Annotated in this window: 17 protein-coding genes; 9 read left to right on the top strand and 8 right to left on the bottom strand. The window is 76.5% G+C overall.

The annotated features are described in order from the left end of the window. The first annotated feature begins 64 nt into the window (after positions 1–64). From IE287_RS22100 to IE287_RS22090, 3 genes are all read left to right on the top strand, one after another. A complete protein-coding gene (locus IE287_RS22100) occupies positions 65–865 on the top strand; it encodes an endonuclease I family protein (protein WP_189850875.1) in 801 nt (266 codons plus the stop codon). An 89-nt stretch (positions 866–954) separates the two neighbouring features. After that, positions 955–2,229 (top strand): VWA domain-containing protein, encoded by a 1,275-nt coding sequence (locus IE287_RS22095; RefSeq protein ID WP_189850874.1) that lies wholly within the window; start codon positions 955–957, stop codon positions 2,227–2,229. Further along, positions 2,229–3,056, top strand: coding sequence for a hypothetical protein (locus IE287_RS22090; RefSeq protein WP_189850873.1), 828 nt, complete (start codon positions 2,229–2,231; stop codon positions 3,054–3,056). Before IE287_RS22095 ends, IE287_RS22090 begins: the two co-directional genes overlap by 1 nt. A 129-nt stretch (positions 3,057–3,185) precedes the next feature. On the opposite strand, the gene IE287_RS22085 is transcribed toward IE287_RS22090, so the two are convergent. The 4 genes from IE287_RS22085 to IE287_RS22070 all read right to left on the bottom strand — a co-directional run bounded on the left by IE287_RS22085 (position 3,186) and on the right by IE287_RS22070 (position 7,108). Continuing rightward, positions 3,186–3,665: a (2Fe-2S)-binding protein gene (locus IE287_RS22085; protein ID WP_189850872.1), complete on the bottom strand. Its 480-nt coding sequence runs from the start codon at positions 3,663–3,665 to the stop codon at positions 3,186–3,188. Positions 3,666–3,680: 15 nt separating this feature from the next. Next, the gene (locus IE287_RS22080; protein ID WP_189850871.1) at positions 3,681–6,044 is read right to left on the bottom strand and encodes a molybdopterin cofactor-binding domain-containing protein; all 2,364 of its coding nucleotides are present in this window, start codon (positions 6,042–6,044) and stop codon (positions 3,681–3,683) included. A 129-nt stretch (positions 6,045–6,173) separates the two neighbouring features. After that, on the bottom strand, positions 6,174–6,545 hold the full coding sequence (locus IE287_RS22075; protein ID WP_189850870.1) for a hypothetical protein: 372 nt from the start codon (positions 6,543–6,545) through the stop codon (positions 6,174–6,176). Between the two features lie 137 nt (positions 6,546–6,682). After that, positions 6,683–7,108 (bottom strand): DUF6223 family protein, encoded by a 426-nt coding sequence (locus tag IE287_RS22070; protein ID WP_189850869.1) that lies wholly within the window; start codon positions 7,106–7,108, stop codon positions 6,683–6,685. 286 nt (positions 7,109–7,394) lie between these two features. Between IE287_RS22070 and IE287_RS22065 the strand changes: the two genes are divergently transcribed. The 3 genes from IE287_RS22065 to IE287_RS22055 all read left to right on the top strand — a co-directional run bounded on the left by IE287_RS22065 (position 7,395) and on the right by IE287_RS22055 (position 9,747). After that, on the top strand, positions 7,395–8,519 hold the full coding sequence (locus tag IE287_RS22065) for a sensor histidine kinase (protein ID WP_189850868.1): 1,125 nt from the start codon (positions 7,395–7,397) through the stop codon (positions 8,517–8,519). Then, positions 8,516–9,178, top strand: coding sequence for a response regulator (locus IE287_RS22060; protein WP_189850867.1), 663 nt, complete (start codon positions 8,516–8,518; stop codon positions 9,176–9,178). The genes IE287_RS22065 and IE287_RS22060 overlap by 4 nt, the downstream gene beginning before the upstream one ends. 131 nt (positions 9,179–9,309) lie before the next feature. Next, positions 9,310–9,747, top strand: coding sequence for an OsmC family protein (locus IE287_RS22055; protein WP_189850866.1), 438 nt, complete (start codon positions 9,310–9,312; stop codon positions 9,745–9,747). A 42-nt stretch (positions 9,748–9,789) separates the two neighbouring features. Here IE287_RS22055 and IE287_RS22050 read toward each other — a convergent pair whose 3' ends face one another. Together IE287_RS22050 and IE287_RS22045 are read right to left on the bottom strand one after the other, a co-directional pair. After that, on the bottom strand, positions 9,790–12,042 hold the full coding sequence (locus IE287_RS22050) for a sulfatase family protein (RefSeq protein ID WP_189850865.1): 2,253 nt from the start codon (positions 12,040–12,042) through the stop codon (positions 9,790–9,792). A gap of 206 nt (positions 12,043–12,248) precedes the next feature. Beyond that, positions 12,249–13,700: a carboxylesterase/lipase family protein gene (locus IE287_RS22045; protein WP_189850864.1), complete on the bottom strand. Its 1,452-nt coding sequence runs from the start codon at positions 13,698–13,700 to the stop codon at positions 12,249–12,251. A 364-nt stretch (positions 13,701–14,064) separates the two neighbouring features. On the opposite strand from IE287_RS22045, the gene IE287_RS22040 reads away from it, so the two are divergent. The 3 genes from IE287_RS22040 to IE287_RS22030 all read left to right on the top strand — a co-directional run bounded on the left by IE287_RS22040 (position 14,065) and on the right by IE287_RS22030 (position 16,270). Then, positions 14,065–15,339, top strand: coding sequence for an ROK family transcriptional regulator (locus IE287_RS22040; RefSeq protein WP_189850863.1), 1,275 nt, complete (start codon positions 14,065–14,067; stop codon positions 15,337–15,339). Positions 15,340–15,346: 7 nt separating this feature from the next. Next, positions 15,347–15,745 carry a nuclear transport factor 2 family protein gene (locus IE287_RS22035; protein ID WP_189850862.1) on the top strand — a complete coding sequence of 133 codons (399 nt, stop codon included), beginning with the start codon at positions 15,347–15,349 and terminating at the stop codon, positions 15,743–15,745. A gap of 144 nt (positions 15,746–15,889) precedes the next feature. Beyond that, on the top strand, positions 15,890–16,270 hold the full coding sequence (locus IE287_RS22030) for a hypothetical protein (protein WP_189850861.1): 381 nt from the start codon (positions 15,890–15,892) through the stop codon (positions 16,268–16,270). Between the two features lie 32 nt (positions 16,271–16,302). Here the strand turns inward: IE287_RS22030 and IE287_RS22025 are convergent, their stop codons facing one another. After that, a complete protein-coding gene (locus tag IE287_RS22025; RefSeq protein WP_189850860.1) occupies positions 16,303–16,677 on the bottom strand; it encodes a nuclear transport factor 2 family protein in 375 nt (124 codons plus the stop codon). An 8-nt stretch (positions 16,678–16,685) separates the two neighbouring features. Next, complete coding sequence (locus tag IE287_RS22020) at positions 16,686–17,198, bottom strand: DinB family protein (protein WP_189850859.1); 513 nt, start codon at positions 17,196–17,198, stop codon at positions 16,686–16,688. Positions 17,199–17,300: the final 102 nt, after the last annotated feature.

The following is a 17,300-nucleotide window of genomic DNA, read 5'->3' as shown; positions in this document are numbered from 1 at the left end:
AACGCGGCGCCCTTGAGCCGGGCACCGTGTTCGTCCGCGTGCCCGTCCCCGGGAAAGGGCCCCCATGTCGGTTGCACGGATACGCAGGTGGAAGGTCTGGGCGGCGGCCTCCGCCGCCGTCGTCGGCCTCGCGCTCCCCACGGTCGCGGCGTCGCCCGCCGCCGCCACCACGACCGCCTACGACGCCACTTACTACAAGAACGCCGTCGGCAAGACCGGCACGAGCCTCAAGTCGGCGCTGCACACCATCATCCGCAACCAGTCCACGATCTCGTACGACGCCGTCTGGAACGCCCTGAAGTCGCTCGACCAGGACCCGAACAACACGTCCAACGTCCTGCTCCTCTACAGCGGCACCTCGCGCAGCAAGAGCCTCAACGGCGGCGCCGTCGGCAACTGGAACCGCGAGCACACCTGGGCCCAGTCGCACGGCTCCTTCGGCACCTCGGCCGGCCCCGGCACCGATCTGCACCACCTGCGCGCGGCCGACGTCCAGGTCAACAGCATCCGCGGCAACAAGGACTTCGACAACGGCGGCAGCGCGGTGAGCGGCGCCCCCGGCAGCTACACCGACTCCAACTCCTTCGAACCGCGCGATGCCGACAAGGGCGACGTGGCCCGCATGATCCTCTACATGGCCGTGCGGTACGAGGGCGGCGACGGCTGGCCGAACCTGGAGCCCAACGACTCGACCTCCAACGGCAGCGTGCCCTACCACGGCCGGCTCTCCGTCCTGAAGCAGTGGAACGAGCAGGACCCGCCGAGCGCCTTCGAGGAGCGCCGCAACGACCTCGTGCACTCCGCCTACCAGGGCAACCGGAACCCGTTCATCGACCACCCGGAGTGGGTCGAGGCGATCTGGTAGCCCGTCGGGGCCGCGCGGCCGGCTCCCCGGAGGACGGGGAGCCGGACCCCGGTTTTGGATTGTCGGAGGATCATCAATACGATCCGCCGATGATCACGAGAAAACGGCTGGCGACCGGGGCCTGTGCGCTGCTCGTCGCCCTGACCGCCGCGCTGCTGCCGACGAGCGCCTCCGCCGACGAACCGGCGGCGAAGGAATCCCCCAAGGTCGAGCTCGTCCTCGACGTCAGCGGCTCGATGCGGGCCAGGGACATCGACGGAAAATCCCGGATGAGCGCCGCCAAGCAGGCCTTCAACGAGGTCCTGGACGCGGTGCCGGAGGAGGTCCGGCTCGGCATCCGCACGCTCGGCGCCGACTACCCCGGCAACGACCGCAAGCGCGGCTGCAAGGACACCCGCCAGCTGTACCCGGTCGGACCGCTCGACCGGACCGAGGCCAAGACCGCCGTCGCCACCCTCGCCCCCACCGGCTGGACCCCGATCGGCCCGGCGCTGCTCGGCGCGGCCGACGACCTCGGCGAGGACGGCGCGACCAAGAGGATCGTCCTCATCACCGACGGCGAGGACACCTGCGCCCCGCTCGACCCCTGCCAGGTGGCCCGCGAGATCGCCGCCAAGGGCATCCACCTCGTGATCGACACCCTGGGCCTGGTGCCGGACGCCAAGACCCGGCAGCAGCTCACCTGCATCGCCGAGGCGACCGGCGGCACGTACACCTCCATCCACCGCACCGAGGAACTCTCGCGCCGCGTACGCCAGCTGGTGGACCGCGCGGCCGACCCGGTCGTGACCCCGGTCGCCACCGAGGGCGCCCGTCGGTGCGCGGACGCCCCGCAGCTCAAGCCCGGCCTCTACACCGACCGCGAGACCTTCGGCGAGCACCGCTGGTACAGGGTCGACCTCCTGCCCGGCCAGGAACTCCGCGCCTCCGTCAGCATCTCCGCCGACCGGGCCGTGAACGACGACTACGGCGTGCTGCTGCGGGCGGTCACCCGCAGCGGCCGGGAGATCGTGCGCGGCTCCGAGGCCGGCGACGGCCGCACCGACGTCATCTCGACCGGCCTGCGCTACCCGAAGCCGGAGGCGGAGGACGCGGACGAGGACGGCAAACCGGCCGCCGAGACCGTCTGCCTCCAGGTGAGCAACTCCTTCTCCGCTCCCCCGGCCGTGAAGACCACGCCCGGCATGCCGGTCGAGCTGACCGTCGACATCGTCGACGGCCCGGCGAGCGCCTCGGACGTGGCCTCCTTCGGGCTCGGCCGCGGCTGGTGGCTGCTCGGCGCGCTGGTGCTCGCCGGCTTCCTCGCCGGTCTGATCTGGGGCTGGCTGTCCCGCTGGCGCCTCGCCGTCTGGAGGACCCACTGATGCGTACCGTACGGATGCTCGCGGCGGCCGCGCTGGCCGGAGCCGCCCTGCTGGGCCCCGCCGCGCCGGGCGCCCTCGCCGACACGCCCACCCCGTCGGCCACGGCCGGCGAGGAGGCGGGCCCCACGGAGGCCGGCACCACCTTCCGTACCGCCGCCCCCTTCCGGCCGGGCCAGGAGGCCACCGCGCAGGCGGCGACGGGCGACTACCTCTACTGGGTCTTCCCCGCCGACACCGGCGAGCGGCCCACGGTCCGGGCGACGGTGACGCTGCCGGAGAGCTCCCTGCGGCACGGCTCCGCCACCTGGCGCGTGGACGTCTACGACGGCCTGCGGCGCCGTCAGGCCTGCATGTACGGGGCGCAGTCGCGCACCGCGCCGCAGGCGGCCTCCTCGCTGGAGCTCGCCTGCGTGCTGCGCCCGGTGCGGGCCGCCGCCGACGCCTGGGCGAACGACCCGCTGCCGGGCAGCTACTTCGTGCGCCTGACCGTGACCGGGCTGCCCGAGGAGGACCTGGGACAGCCGTTCTCGGCCCGGATCGGCGTCGACGTCTCCGACAGGGGCGGCGCCTACGCCGCCGACGGCGCGCTCGCCGCACCCCTGGTGCCGGGCGCGACCACCGCCGAGCTCGCCGAGACCGAGGAGGAGGCGGGCCGCCGCACGGCGGTGGAGGCCGCCGCGCCCGAGGACGGCTGGTCCTCCGGCTGGTGGTCCGACCGCTGGATCTGGACCGCGGCCGGCGGCGTGCTCGCCGCGCTCGCGGGCATCGGCGGCTACGCCCTGACCAGGGGCTCCGGCCGTCCGCCGCGGGTCCCGCCCGCCGTCTGAGCCACCCGTGCCGAAGGCCCCCGCCGCGACCGCGGCGGGGGCCTTCGGCACGCTCCGGGCACGGGCGGCGCCGGGACCCACCGGAGCGGCCCCCGGCGCCGCCTCCCGCCCGGACCGCCCCGGACTCCGTCAGGCCATGCGGCGGGCGCCTTCGAGGACCGCCCGGCGGATGCGGTGGTAGGTGCCGCAGCGGCAGATGTTGCGGAGCTCGTCGAGGTCGGCCTCGGTGACCTCGCGGCCCGCGGCCCGGGCCCGGCGGACCGCGTCGACGGCCGCCATGATCTGCCCGGGCTGGCAGAAGCCGCACTGGGCCACGTCGAGGTCGAGCCAGGCCTCCTGCATCGGGTGGAGCTCGGCGCCGACGGTGTCGGGCAGGCCCTCGATGGTGGTGACCTCGTCCTCCGCGGCGAGCTCGCCGACGGGCACGGCGCAGGGCGTGAACGCCTCGCCGTTGAGGTGGCTCGTACAGGCCCGGCAGACGCCGACCCCGCAGCCGTACTTGGGGCCGGTGACGCCGAGGACGTCCCTGAGGACCCACAGGAGCCGGACGTCGGACTCGACCTCGGCGGTGACGGCCCGGCCGTTGAGGATGAAGGTGTGCTGGGGCACGGGGACTCCGGGGAGCTAGAGGACGCGGTCGCGGCCGTCGGTCGGGGAGGCGGGGACCGGCGGGACGGCCGGCGCGGGCGTGAAGGCGAGCGGGGCGTGGTGGTTGACGGGGAAGACCGTCGGCATCGTGCCGGTCGCCCGCCCGTAGGCGCCGGCGACGGCCGCCATCGCCGCCGCCACGGCCAGCTCGCCCGCGCCGCCGGGCTCGTCCCCGGTCGGCGGCATGACGACGATCTCCAGCTCGGGCGGGGTGTTCCACTGCCGGGTGTAGTAGTAGTTGTCCCAGCTGGACTCCAGGAAGGCGCCGTCCTTCAGGTGCAGTCCGGAGGTGAGGGCGAGCGCGATGCCGTCGGAGATCCCGCCCATCATCTGCGCCTCCAGACCGCGCGGATTGACCGCGAGGCCGACGTCGACGGCGCAGACCACCTTGGTGACCCGGGGGCCGGTGTACGCGTTCGGGACCGTCCGCCCGGTGGTCGCGGGCCGGCAGTCGATCTCGGCGAGCACCGCCACGTACGAGTGGTACTCGGGGTGCACGGCGATCCCCTGCCCGGTGCCGGGCTCCATGGGCCGGCCCCACCGCCCGCGCCGGGCGACCTCGTCGAGGACCGCGCGGGCCCGCGCCTCCTTCATCAGGCGGCGGCGCAGCCCGTAGGCGTCCTCGCCCAGGCGGCGGGCCAGTTCGTCGAGGACCAGCTCCTGGGCGGTGCGCACGTCGGGCGAGTAGATGTTCCGCATCGAGCCGGTGTTGTAGCCCTTGTCGGTCTCCGCGAGGAGCTGGGTGGTGACGCCGAGGTGGTAGGGGCTGATCTGGGTCAGCTGGAACATCGTCTGGGAGAAGGCGGCGTCGGCGACCGGCAGCCGGGCCGCCTCCGCCGTCAGCACCTCCCCGATGCCGTGCCCGAAGTCGGTGGCGACCGAGGTGTGCCGCTGCTCGTACGTCAGGACCTCGCCGAGCGAGTAGGTGGCGCGGACCCGCGAGGTCGCCATGGGGTGGGTACGCCCCTGCCGGAAGTCGTCGGTGCGGTGCCACATCAGCTTCACCGGCTTGCCGAGCTTCTGCGAGATCTCCGCGGCCTCGTGGGCCGCGTCGTGGAAGAGCTTCCGGCCGAAGGAGCCGCCGCCCTCGGTGACGTGGACCCTCACCGCGGAGACCGGCAGGCCGAGCCGGAGCGCGAGCTGCTCCTGGGCGACGATCGGGGCCTTGAGGGAGCCCCAGATCTCGGCCGAGTCCGGACGGACGTCCGCGATGGCGCAGTTGGTCTCCAGGGCGCTGTTGCTCGCGAAGTGGAAGGTGAAGCGGGCGTCGACGGCCTTGGTGAGCAGCGGCAGCGGCGGTACGACGAGCGGGAGTTCGGCCCGGCGCAGCTCGGCGAGGACGGTGGCGTCGGTGGCGTCCTCGGCGGTGCCGGGGCCCCAGTCGACGTCGAGGGCGCGGACCGCGTCGACGCACTGGCCGAAGGTCCGGGCGCGGACGGCGACGCCGGAGGCGATGGTGACGACGTCGGTGACGCCCGGCATGGCCCGGACCGCGTCGAGGTTGGCGACGGAGCGGACGGTGCCGTTGAGGGTGGGCGGGCGGCAGACCATGGCGGGCAGGGCACCCGCCGGCTGGAGGTCCATGGCGAACTTCTTGCGGCCGGTGACGGCGTCGAGCGCGTCGAGGCGGCGGCGCGCGGTCCCGATGACCCGGAAGTCCTCGCGGTCCTTGAGCGTGACGGGGACGGCGGCGTCGGCCACGGCGGCGGCCCGGGCGGCGAGTTCGCCGTAGCCGAGGACGGCACCGGCCGGGGAGAGGACCGTGCCGGCCTTGGTGGTGAGGGTGGAGACGGCCTCGCCGAGCACGAGGGAGGCGGCGTGCAGCAGCCGCCCCCGGGCGACGGCGGCCGCGACCCGGATCGGGGTGTAGGTGGAGACGGTGGTGTTGGATCCGCCGGTGAGCTGGTTGAAGAGCAGTTCGGGGCGGGCGTCGGCGAGGGTGACCCGCACCTTCTCCAGCGGCAGGTCCAGCTCCTCCGCGATGAGCATGGCGGAGGAGGTGGTGACGCCCTGGCCGACCTCGGCGCGCGGCAGGGCGAAGTGGGCGGTGCCGTCGGCGTCGAGCCGGATGGTGACGAGATGGCTGGTCGGCAGCGCGGCCGTGGTCAGCAGGTCGTTGAGGTCGAGGAGTTCGGCCGGTCCGGGCAGCGAGGGCACGACGGCCCCGGCGGTCGCCGGGGCGATCGCCTCGGCACCCACCTGCGCGGCGACGGTGAGCGTGGGCGCCGCGAGGACGTACCCGAGGAACCGCCGGCGCCCGATGCCGGGCGCGTCGGCGGGCGGGGGACTCTGTTCGTTCGCGCGCGGTTCGTTCGCGCGCGCGGGATGGCGCCTGGACATGAGGGGTGCCTTTCGACGCTGCCGTACCGGCCCGGAGTCCGGCCCTTCTCGGGTGCGGGGGTGATCATCCCGCATCCGAGGGCGCGCCGGGACCGCTTCGACGAGGAAACCGGCCGGGGACCACGCTGGTCAGGGGCGGTTTCGGTCAGGTCTGCCGGTTTTCGCCAGGAGGACGCGCGGAGCGGCCCCGGCGGCCGGGGCGGTGACGGGGCGCGGGTCCCTCCCGGGGCGCAGGCCTCTCCCGGGGCGCAGGCCGCGGACGGCCCGCGCCCCGCCGGCGGTCATCCGGCCCCGGCAGGAGCGGAGGTGGTCCCGGGAGACCCGGGCGCGCTGTCCGCCGCCGGCGATGAGCGCGTTCACGGAGACCATCGGGTCGCCCCCGACCGAGCGGGCGAGCAGCGCGCCCACCACGACCGGCCCGAGCGCCACCACGAGGGCGGTGCCGGTCGCCGAGACGTGGCGGAGGGGCCGGGGGCGGCGGCGCGGGGTGCGGAAGCTCATGGGTCCATTCCAGCCGCCGGACGCCCCCGGCGGATCCGCCGGCGTACTCAGCCGCGGAGGCGGGGTACTCACTTCGGGGCGGGCGACCGGGCCCGGTGCCGGTGGGCGGGGTCGGCGGGCGGAGACCGGCGGGCCGGTCAGCCGGCGCGGCGGCGGGAGCGGGCGAGGGCCCGCCCGCCCAGCACCGTCGCGGCGAGGCCGACGAGCAGGGCCACGTAGGCGCCGCCCAGGCCGTTGCCGGTGCCGAGGCCGCCCGCCGCGGTGGCCGCGACCAGGGCGCCGAGGGCGAGGGCCGCCGTCCCCGCGGCGACGGCCAGCAGCGGACCGAGCGACCCGGTCGCGGTCCCGAGACGGCCGTCGGGCCGGGACAGCGCCCGCCAGGCCACGAGCAGGCCGACGAGCCCGAGCACCGCACCCGTGGAGGCGCCGATCCTGCCGGCGCCGACGGTGGTGACGGACGCGGCCAGCGAGGAGGCCGGGGCTGAGGCGGAGGCCGGCACGGCGAGGGCGAGGCCACCGAGCAGGGCGGCCGTTCCGGCGGAGAGCAGACGACGGACGGACATGGGCGGGCTCCTCTTCGTACGGCGAGATGCGGTGATGTGCGGTGATGTGCGGTGACCCGCGGGGGATCCCGCGGGCTCCGGTGCGAACCGGTCCGGGGCGGTGGGGCGGGTGCGTCCCACCGCTGCTCCGAGCATCTCCGCCGCCCCGCCCGACGTCGTCCGCCCCGCGTGGACACCTCTCCTGCCGCACCGGCGGTAGCGGGCGTCCGTCTACCGCGTTCGTGGTAGGCGGAGGCTCGTCCCCGGGACCGACTCCCGTGCGCGGCGCCCCGGTTAGGGTGCGCTCATGACGGAAGCGCGGGCGGGTGTCCGGCAGCGGTACGCGGACGGGGCCATAGCCCTGGGCGTGACGGCGGCCCTGTTGATCACGGCGGCGGGGTCCCGCCCGGAGACGGGCCTCGCGGTCCTCGCGTACGGGCTGCTCGCGGCGGGCGGGCTGGCCCTGGTCGTACGGCGCCGGGTGCCCCGCGCGGTCCTCGCCGTCACGGGGGCGTGCGCGATCGGCCACCAGGCGGCCGGGCTCGACGTGCCGGTCGTGGCCTACCTGTTCGCCGTGTACGCGGCCGTCCGTGCCGGGCACCGGACGGTCACGGCGGTGGTCAGCGTGCTCATGCTGGCGGCGCTGCCGGTGGCGGCCCTGCTGTCGGGGCCGCACGACACGGGTGAGGCGTTCGCGCGGGCGCGGGGCGCGCTGGAGATCGCCTGGCTGGTCGCGGCCGCCGCCGCCGGCGAGGCCCTGCGACAGGCCGAGCGACGGGCGGACGAGGCCGAGCGGACCCGCGAGGAGGTGGCCCGCCGCCGCGCCGACGAGGAACGACTGCGCATCGCCAGGGAGTTGCACGACTCCCTCACCCACCAGATCTCGGTGGTGAAGGTCCAGGCCGAGGTCGCCGTCCATGTGGCCCGTCGCCGCGGCGAGGAGGTGCCGGCCGCGCTGCTCGCCATCCAGGAGGCGGGGCGCGAGGCGAGCCGCGAGCTGCGGGCCACGCTGGAGGCGCTCCGCGACGACGACACGGCTCCTCCGCGGGGTCTCGCCGACGTGCCCGAACTCGTCTCCCGAATGAGGTCGTTGGGCGTGGACGCGACACTGACCGTCGAGGGCCGCGGGACGGACGTGCCGGCCGCGGTGGACCGGACGGTGTACCGGATCGTGCAGGAATCGCTGACGAACGTCGCCCGGCACTCCGGGGCGACCGCGGCCACCGTCCGGATCGACCGCGGACCGGAGCTCCTGGCGGTCCGGGTGGACGACGACGGGCGGGCGGCGCCGGCCGCCGCGCCGGTGGCCGGTCTGGGGCTGCTCGGCATGCGCGAGCGCGTCACCGCCCTCGGGGGCCGGCTCGCCGTCGGCCCGCGCGACGGCGGCGGCTTCTCCGTCCGCGCCGAACTCCCCGTGGAGCGCACCCCGTGATCCGTGTCCTGCTCGTCGACGACCAGCCGCTCATCCGCAGCGGGTTCCGCGCCCTGCTGGACCTGGAGGACGACATCGAGGTGGTGGCCGAGGCCGGCGACGGCCGGGAGGCCCTGGCACTGGCCCGCGTCCATCGGCCGGACGTGGCGCTGGTCGACGTCCGGATGCCGGTGGTCGACGGGATCGAGACCACCCGGCGGATCGCCGCCGACCCGGAGCTGGCCGGGGTGCACGTCGTCATCCTCACCAACTACGGCATGGACGAGTACGTCCTCGACGCGCTCCGCGCCGGGGCCGCCGGCTTCCTGGTCAAGGACGTCCTGCCGGAGGACTTCCTGCACGCCGTGCGGGTCGCCGCGCGCGGCGACGCGCTCCTCGCGCCCTCGGTCACCCGCAGGCTGATCCACCGCTGTCTGGCCCAGCCGCGGCCCCCCGTCACCGGGCCGGGACCGGCGGAGCTGACCGGCCGGGAGCGCGAGGCGGTGGTGCTGGTGGCCCGGGGCCTGTCCAACGACGAGATCGCCGCGCGGATGGTGATCAGTCCGCTGACCGCGAAGACCCACGTCAACCGCGCCATGACCAAGCTGGCCGTCCGGGACCGGGCCCAACTCGTCGTGCTGGCCTACGAGTCCGGCCTGGTCACCCCGAACGGTTCCTGAGCCCGGGCACCGGGACCGGACGGGGAGCCGGCGGCCGTACGGGAGGCGGGCGGCCCGTCGGGTGGGGGGGCCGGGGCCGGAGCCGTAGCGTACGGGGGCACACGACCGCACGCAGCTGAGGAGCGTTCCCTATGGCCGACTATCGCGTCGAGACCGTCCGCACCGGGTACCGGCGGTGGACCGCCCGCAACGACCGGGGGGCGGAGGTGCCGATGGCCGCGGCCGACGACGACGGCGCGCAGCCGTCGTTCACGCCGGTGGAGCTGCTGCTCGCGGCGATGGGCGGCTGTGGGGGGCTGGTGATCGACCGGACGGCCCGGGCGGTGGAGCACGACGGTCTGCGGATCGTGGTCGAGTCGGTGTCGGGTCCCGAGGACGACGGGCGGATCGGCCGGGTCCGGGTGAGCTACGAGTTCGACCTGCCGGACTCCAACCCGAAGGCCGCGGAGGTGTTCGCGCGCGGGGTGCGGCTGACCCACGAGAAGTTCTGCACGGTCAGCCGCACCGTCGAGCACGGGGCGCGCGTCGAGGCGGTCCTGCCGGACGGGACGGTCGGCTTCGAGGGCTGAGGGGGGCGGGCCGCCGGACGGGCTTCCGGCGGCCCGGGGCCGTCAGGGCAGGACCGTGACCCGGGCCAGGGCCCACGAGGTGTGGTCGAAGGAGGTACTGGCGTCGGCGTCGGCGACCTCCAGGCGGAGCACCCGGACGCCGCGGACGTCCACGTCGAGGGGGACGGGCCCGGTGGCGGCCGTGAGGACGCCGGTGGCGGCGAGGACGCGCCCGTCGCCGTGGACGGTGGCCCGGGTGGCGCCGGCGGTGCTCCGGCGGGCCGAGAAGTCGTCGATGCCGACGAGCGCGGTGAAGCGGTCGGCGACGCCGCCGAGGTGGTAGCTGACGGAGCTGTACGCGTGGACGCCGAGGCCCTTGGCGTGGACGGTGCCGCCGAAGGAGATGGGGGTGCCGTCGCCGGCCGCGTTCTTGCCGTTGGAGGCGTCGCGTTCGACCGGCCCCCAGCCGTTGACGGCGCTGATCCAGGGCAGGTCGGAGAGGTAGCCGTCCCGGGCCGGGGCCGGCGGGACGGTGGTGGCGGTCGCCTCCGCGGCGTAGCGGACCGGGCCGCCGGGGGCGAGCGCGGTGCCCACGCCCGTGAACCGGGCGGGGGTGGCGGGCGCGGTGCCGGCGGGGGCGGTGACCTGCCAGCTCGCGGTGAGCCGGGCGCCTGCGGCGAGCCGGTCCGTGCCGGTGGCCGTGGTGGGCCGGACGGTCCAGCCGGCCGGGGCGTCCAGGGCGAGGGCGGGGGTGGACCAGGGGCGTGCGGAGCCGTTGGCGAGGACGGCGGTGACGATGAACGCCTCGCCGGGGACGACGCTCTCGGGCGCGGTGACGGCCGTCCCGAAGGCGGTGCGCGGAAAGGCGTCCCGCCAGGAGGCGCGCATGAGGCCGACGAGTTCGGCGGCGGTGGCGGGGTGGCGGGCGGCGACGTCGCTCGTCTCGCCGGGGTCGGTGGCGAGGTCGTACAGCTCGACCTGCCACTGGTCGTCGGGGAGGGCGCGGTCGCGGACGGGGGCGAAGCGGACGGCCTTCCAGCGGTCCTTGCGCAGGGCCTCGGCGAGCCAGGTCGCCCGGCCCGCGTCCTGGGCGTCGGCCCGGCCGGTGACGCCCCGCTCGTCGCGGTACCAGTAGAGGTGGTCGTGGCGGGCGGCGGGCGTGGCGCCGCCGGTGAGCAGCGGGGCGGCGGAGAGCCCGTCGACGTCGGCGGGGGCGGGGGCGCCGCCGAGTTCGGCGAGGGTGGGGAGGAGGTCGGTGAGCGGGGTGGGCCGGTCGGAGGTGCCGGGCGTGACGCGGCCGGGGCCCCAGGCGATCAGCGGGACGCGGATGCCGCCCTCGTAGAGGTTGCGCTTGTAGCCGCGCAGGGGGCCGTTGGCGTCGAAGAGGCCGGGGTCGACGCCGCCCTCCTCGTGGGGGCCGTTGTCGCTCGCGAGGATCAGGACGGTGTCCCGGTCGAGTCCGCGGGCGCGGAGCCGGTCGACGATCCGTCCGACGTGGGAGTCGAGGAGGGTCACCTGCGCGGCGTGGCCCCTGTTCGCGGCGGTCCAGGGCCGGGAGGCGTAGGGGCCGTGGTCGGGGGCGTCGCTCGGCGCGTGCGGGACGGTGGGGGCGAGGAAGAGGAGGAAGGGCTCCCCGGCGTGCCGGTCGATGAAGTCGAGGGCGGAGCCGAGCAGCAGTTCGGGGGCGTACGCGCCCTTGGCGCCGCCCGCGTTGGCGGGGACGCTCTCCTTGACGCCGTCGCGCCAGAGCCGGGCCGGGTGGTACTGGTGGGCGTGGCCGTGGTCGATGTAGCCGTGGAACTCCTCGAAGCCGCGGGCGTGGGGATGGCTGGGCTGGTCGGCGGCCTCGGGACCGAAGCCCCACTTGCCGAAGAGCCCGGTGCGGTAGCCGCGGGCGCGCAGCACCTCGGCGAAGGTGGTGTCGGTGGCGGTGAGGGAGCCCTGGGCGCCGGACGGGTTGGCCCGGACGGTGGCGTGCCCGGTGTGGAGTCCGGTGAGGAGCGAGCAGCGGGACGGGGCGCAGACGGCTGCGGTCGCGTAGGCGTCGGTGAAGCGGAGGCCCTCGGCGGCGAGCCGGTCGATGCGGGGGGTGGCGATGAGCCGCTGCCCGTAGGCGCCGAGTTCGCCCCGGCCGAGGTCGTCGGCGAGGACGACGACGAGGTTCGGCGGGCGGGTGGTGTCCTCGGGGACGGCCCGGGTCGTCCCCGGGGCCGGGGCCGCCGCCGGGGCCGGATCCGCCGCGCCCACCGTCGCGGCGAGGGCGCCGGCACCGACGGTGGCGGCGGATCCGGCGAGGAAGCGGCGGCGGCTGGACATGGGGGACTCCTCGGCTGCGCGGCGGTCGGACCGGTGCGGTGCGGGCTGGGGCGCACGGTCGATCATCGGCGCGGACCCCGCGGCGTTCCATGCACGGAACGCGAAAAGCGTGTGACGCCCGGGGCGGAGGGTCCCGCCCCGGGCGTCACGGCCGCGGGAAGTCGCTCGGGAGACGCCGCCCGGAGGAAGTCGCCCGGGGGAAGGGTTCAGTCGAGCCAGAGGTCGCGCACGTGCCGGACCGGGTCGCTCTCGACGCGGCTCTCGGTGTCCCAGACCCGGGTGGCGCGGGTGTCCCGGGTGTAGGGGGGCCAGTCGGGGCCCGGGTCCTGGTCCTTGACGAAGGCGACCCAGGCGCGGTGGACGGCGTCGGCGAGGGCCTGCGGCGGGGTGGGACCGGCCGCCTCGGGGACGCCCTCGGCGCCGAGGAGGTCGAAGGCGAAGGGCAGGTCCAGGCAGTGCGCGGCGAGACCGGTGAGCGGTGAGCGCCAGGCGAACTCGTAGAGCCAGGTGGGGCGTTCGCGGTCGGCGCGGGCGTCGGCGACGGCGAGGTTCGGCGCCCGGAACACGACGTCGGTGAGGGCCTGGCCGAAGAGGGAGCCCTCGGGGACGTCCGGGTAGGCGGCGGTGAAGTCCCCCGTCCGCGCCGGGTCGAGGCCGAGCGCCCCGAGGAGGAGCGGGAGCGGCGGCCCGTCGCCACCGGGGCCGGGGGCCATCGCGAACTCGTCCGCGGTGAAGCCGAGCACGAGCGGGACGTCGGCGCCGGCGTCGCCGGTGCGGAGGGCCTCCGCGGCCGGTACGGGGATGAGCTCGCCGTCCGCGAAGGGGGCGAGGGCCAGCATCGGCGGCAGCCCCTCGCGGTCGGGACCGTCCTCGGCGAGCCGGTCCTGGAGGGCCAGGATCTCGTCGTCGCCCAGGTCGCGCAGGGCCTCGGCGGTGGCGGGGAGGCCGGTGCGGGAGGTGAAGAGGCGGGCGGCGGCGCGGGCGGCCGCGGGGCCGTCGGGGTGCAGGACGGCGCCGGAGACGGCGAGCGCTCCCCGGAAGAGGCCCCGGGCGGAGGGAGTGGCGAGGAGGGTGAGGACGGCTCCGCCGCCGGCGGACTGGCCCGCGACGGTGACCTTGCCGGGGTCGCCGCCGAAGGCCGCGATGTTGTCGCGGACCCAGGTGAGGGCGGCGATCCAGTCGCGCACGCCGCGGTTGTCCGGGGCGTCCTCCAGGTGCAGGAAGCCCTCGATGCCGAGCCGGTAGCCGACGGAGACGAGGACGACGCCGTCGCGGTTGAAGGCGGCGCCGTCGTACCAGGGGCTGGCGGCGGAGCCGGCGACGTAGCCGCCGCCGTGGATCCAGACGAGGACGGGCAGGGCCTCGGCGGGGGCGGTGCCGGGGGTGAAGACGTTGAGGTTGAGGACGCCGGCGCCCGGGACGCTCGGCTCCGGGATGGTGGTGACCTCGGCGAAGGGGCGGCGCTGGGCCGTCGGGCCGTACGCGGTCGCGTCCAGCGGCTCGGTCCACGGCTCGGGCGGCTCGGGGGCGGCGAAGCGCAGCTCCCCGACGGGCGGCTCGGCGTAGGGGATGCCGAGGAAGCGGTACGTGCCGTCGGCGCGGCGCTCGCCGCGTACGGGGCCTCGCGTGGTGGCGACGAGGGGGCCGGTGGAGGTCATCGGGGCGGCTCCTGGAGTGCGTGGGCCGGGGCGGCGGCCACGGGGTGACGGGGTCAGCGTCGGGGCTCCCCCCTCTTTGCGTCAATGGTTGAAATAAAAGTGGTGACACGCTTCACTGACACGAGTCACCTTCGCCTGCCACCCTTTGCCGCCCCCCACCCTCCTGCCGCCCGCCCGTCGGCCCTACGCCGTCCGCCCGTCGGCCCTACGCCGTCCGCCCCCACCCTCCTGCCGCCCGCCCGTCGGCCCTACGCCATCCGCCCCCACCCTCCTGCCGCCCGCCCGTCGGCCCTACGCCATCCGCCCGTGCTCCGCCCACCGTCCGCCCGTCACCCGTCCCACCGCCCTGGGGGAGAATCCAGGGGTGCGTCCCGCCCCCGAGTCCCCCGCCGACGTGCGGCGGCACAACCTCGCCCGCGTCCTGCGCCACCTCGCCGACCACGGCCCCTCCTCGCGCGGCGAGGCCGCCGCCGCGACGGGGCTCGCCCACGGCTCCCTCACCGCCCTCACCGCCGACCTCGTCGGCCGCGGCCTCGTCCGCGAGGCCGGAACCGCCTCCGGCGGCGGGCGCGGGCGGCCCCGGCAGCGCCTGGAGACCGTCCCCGGCCGGGTCGTCTCGGTGGCGGTCCGGGTCACCCGCGAAAGGCTCCACCTCGCCGTCGCCGACCTCGCCGGCACCCTCGGCCACCGCGCCGAACTCGCCCACGCCACCCCCGGCGGCCACCCCGGCGCCCTCGCCGGCACGCTCGCCGACGCGGTGCGGGAGACGGTCGCGGCGGCCCGCGCCGCACACCCCGGGGCCCACCTCGCCGGCACCTTCGTCGCCGTGCCCGGCCCCGTCACCGCCGGCGGCCGGGTGTTCTCCACCGACTTCGGCTGGCCCGGCCCGGTCGACCTCGGTTCCCTGCTGCGGGAACGCCTCGGGGAGTCCGGGGGACCGGTGGTCCTCGCCAACGACGCCAACCTCGCCGCCCTCGCCGAGTACCGCGCGCTCACGGTCCGGCGCGGGGCCGCGCCGCGCTCCCTCGCGTACCTCAAGGCCGACGTCGGCGTGGGCGGCGGGCTCGTCCTCGACGGACGGATCGAAGCCGGCCGGCACGGCGTCGCCGGCGAGCCCGGCCACATGCCGGTCGCCTTCGACGGGCCCCCCTGCGCCTGCGGCGGCCGCGGCTGCCTCGCCCTCTACCTCGGCCCCGAGGCGCTCACCGACGCGGCCGGGCTCGGCGCGCTGCGGGCCGAGCGGGGCACCGAGGCCGCCGTCGCCGCGCTCGGCCGGGCGCTGGCCGCCGGGGAGCCGGACGCCGTCGCCGCGCTGGACGCCGCCGGAGAGGTGCTGGGCGCGGCCGTCCTCGCGGTGACGAGCCTCCTCGACGCGGACGACGTGGTGCTGGGCGGCTACCTCGCCGACTGGCACCCCTGGCTGGCGCGCGGCCTGGAGGCCCGGCTCGCCGGGCGCAGGACCCTGACCGCCGGGGCGGCGCCCGTGCCGCACCCGCTCCCCGGGGTGCTCGGCGCCGACGCGCCCCTGGCCGGCGCGGTGGCCCTGGCCCGCGACACGGTCCTGGCCGACCCCGCCTCCGTGCCCCTCGGTGAGGGCACCGGCCCCAGCGGGTGCGGGGGCGGCGGCGCGTGCGCATGATGAAGGCATGACCGACCGGGACGACTTCCTGACGTGGGTCAGGACCGACCTCCAGGACGCCGAGCGGGCGCTGCACGACGGGGACCCGGCGCCGCGCCGGGAGCTCTGGTCGCGCCGCGAGCCGGTGAGCGTGCTGGGCGCCTGGTACAACGCACTCGGGCGGGACGACGTGGACACGCTGTTCACGGCGCTCGCCGCCCGCTTCTCCGCCTGCACCTCCTACCGCATCGAGGTGCTCAGCCACGACGTCGTCGGCGACGCGGCCTACACCGCCTGCTTCGAGCACATCTCGGCGTCGGTGGACGGCGAGGCCCGCACCTACACGCTGCGCGCCACCCAGACCTACCGGCGCGAGGACGGCGCGTGGCGGGTGGTGCACCGCCACGGCGACCTCGTGCAGGCCTGAACGCAGGCCCGGAGGCAGGGCCTTGCCCGCGAGTCCGCGCGCGGGCCCGCGCGTGCCCGAACGGGCCCCGGCGGTGCGGCGCGGGCCCGCGCCGCACCGCCGGCCGTAGAATCGACGGCCGGCGGACGGGGGAGGCGACGGCACATGGGAATCACCGTCAAGGAGTTCGCGGGCGGGGTGTTCCTGATCGGGCCCGGCCTCGCGCTGATCGTGGCCGGGATCGTGTGGAAGGGCCGGGCCGTGCGCCCGTTCGCCGCCCGCCGGGCCGGCCGGATGGCCCACGCGGCCTACCTGCGGGACCTGGAACGCGCCACGGAGCAGGTGATCGTCGCGGCCCGTCTCGCCGCCGGCGAGGGCGAGCCGGCCATCGTCACCGTGGCCGCCGTGGAGCGGCTGGCGCGGGAGCGGTACGGGCACGAGCACGTCGAGCGCCACCACGCCGCCGCCGCGCTCCGCCGGGGCTTCCGGCGGTACGGCTGCGCGGCGGACTGCGTGACGGACGCGCGGGGCGTGTCCGGGAGGTGAGGTAGCGCCGGGCGGGACCGCCCGGGCACTGCCTAGGCCGGCACCGGGGTGGCCTGGTGGTAGTAGAGCCGGAGCGTGCCGCCGGGGCCGCGGCGCCAGAGGGACGAGCGGCGGGCGTGCCGGTCGTCGATGACGGTCTCGTAGGTGAGGTGGACGAGCCCGGCGGCGAGGACCGTGCCGGCGAAGGCCGTGGCCACGATGGGCGGGCCGTCCGCGCCCCCGTGCAGCCCGGGCAGGGCGGCGAGCATCTCCGCGCGCGTCCAGCGCCGCCCGGAGGCCCCGACCTCGACGAACTCGGGGTCGAAGAGGGCCTCGGCGAGGTCTGCGGAGAGGCGGACGGCGGGGTCGTGGAGGCGGCGCTCGCCTTCGACGGCCTCCGCGACGTCGGGGTGCCGGTCGTGCGTCACGGGCGCCGTCACTCCCCCGTGCTGCCGTCGATGCGCTCGCGGAGCAGATCCGCGTGGCCGTTGTGCCGGGCGTACTCCTCGATCATGTGGGCCAGGACGTAGCGGACGGAGTACGTGTCGTCCCCGAGGCCCCCGGTGGCGTCGAGGGACTCCGCCGCGTCCACGGTCGCGCGGGAGCGGGCGCACTCGGCCCGCCAGACGGCGAAGTCCGCCTCCGCGTCGGCGTGTTCGACGTCGAAGTCGGCCCGCTCGGTGGAGCCGGGCGGGGTCCAGTGGCTCTGGCTCCGCTCCCCCGCGAGGACGTTGCGGAACCAGCCGCGCTCGACCTCCGCCGCGTGCCGGACCAGGCCCAGCAGGGAGAGCGCGGAGGGCGGCACGGCGCGCTCCTTGAGCTGCTCCGGGGTGAGGCCCGAGCACTTGAGCGCGAGGGTGTCGCGCTGGAACTGGAGCATGGCCGTGAGCGTGGCGCGCTCGTCGGCTGCGGCGTACGGCACGGGGGTGCGGCGGTCTTCCTGGATCATGGGCGCATTCTGCCCGGTCGCGGCCGGCGGGGCCGCCGGATTTCGGGTGCCGCCGGTTTCGGCGGGCCTCCGGACCCTGCGGACGGGCATGTCGGTGGGAAG

The sequence above is a fragment of the Streptomyces omiyaensis genome (genome assembly GCF_014650895.1).
Lineage (GTDB): Bacteria > Actinomycetota > Actinomycetes > Streptomycetales > Streptomycetaceae > Streptomyces > Streptomyces omiyaensis.
The sequence above is the reverse complement of the archived record's forward strand: the minus strand, read 5'-3'. Positions and strand labels throughout refer to the sequence as shown.

Excerpts from the sequence above, each read along its gene's own strand:
- IE287_RS22055 (WP_189850866.1), top strand. The coding sequence starts at position 9,310 with ATGGCCGACTATCGCGTCGAGACCGTCCGCACCGGGTACCGGCGGTGG.
- IE287_RS22090 (WP_189850873.1), top strand. The coding sequence starts at position 2,229 with ATGCGTACCGTACGGATGCTCGCGGCGGCCGCGCTGGCCGGAGCCGCC.
- IE287_RS22020 (WP_189850859.1), bottom strand. The coding sequence starts at position 17,198 with ATGATCCAGGAAGACCGCCGCACCCCCGTGCCGTACGCCGCAGCCGAC.
- IE287_RS22080 (WP_189850871.1), bottom strand. The coding sequence starts at position 6,044 with ATGTCCAGGCGCCATCCCGCGCGCGCGAACGAACCGCGCGCGAACGAA.
- IE287_RS22035 (WP_189850862.1), top strand. The coding sequence starts at position 15,347 with ATGACCGACCGGGACGACTTCCTGACGTGGGTCAGGACCGACCTCCAG.
- IE287_RS22065 (WP_189850868.1), top strand. The coding sequence starts at position 7,395 with ATGACGGAAGCGCGGGCGGGTGTCCGGCAGCGGTACGCGGACGGGGCC.
- IE287_RS22070 (WP_189850869.1), bottom strand. The coding sequence starts at position 7,108 with ATGTCCGTCCGTCGTCTGCTCTCCGCCGGAACGGCCGCCCTGCTCGGT.
- IE287_RS22030 (WP_189850861.1), top strand. The coding sequence starts at position 15,890 with ATGGGAATCACCGTCAAGGAGTTCGCGGGCGGGGTGTTCCTGATCGGG.
- IE287_RS22095 (WP_189850874.1), top strand. The coding sequence starts at position 955 with ATGATCACGAGAAAACGGCTGGCGACCGGGGCCTGTGCGCTGCTCGTC.
- IE287_RS22100 (WP_189850875.1), top strand. The coding sequence starts at position 65 with ATGTCGGTTGCACGGATACGCAGGTGGAAGGTCTGGGCGGCGGCCTCC.
- IE287_RS22050 (WP_189850865.1), bottom strand. The coding sequence starts at position 12,042 with ATGTCCAGCCGCCGCCGCTTCCTCGCCGGATCCGCCGCCACCGTCGGT.
- IE287_RS22075 (WP_189850870.1), bottom strand. The coding sequence starts at position 6,545 with ATGAGCTTCCGCACCCCGCGCCGCCGCCCCCGGCCCCTCCGCCACGTC.
- IE287_RS22045 (WP_189850864.1), bottom strand. The coding sequence starts at position 13,700 with ATGACCTCCACCGGCCCCCTCGTCGCCACCACGCGAGGCCCCGTACGC.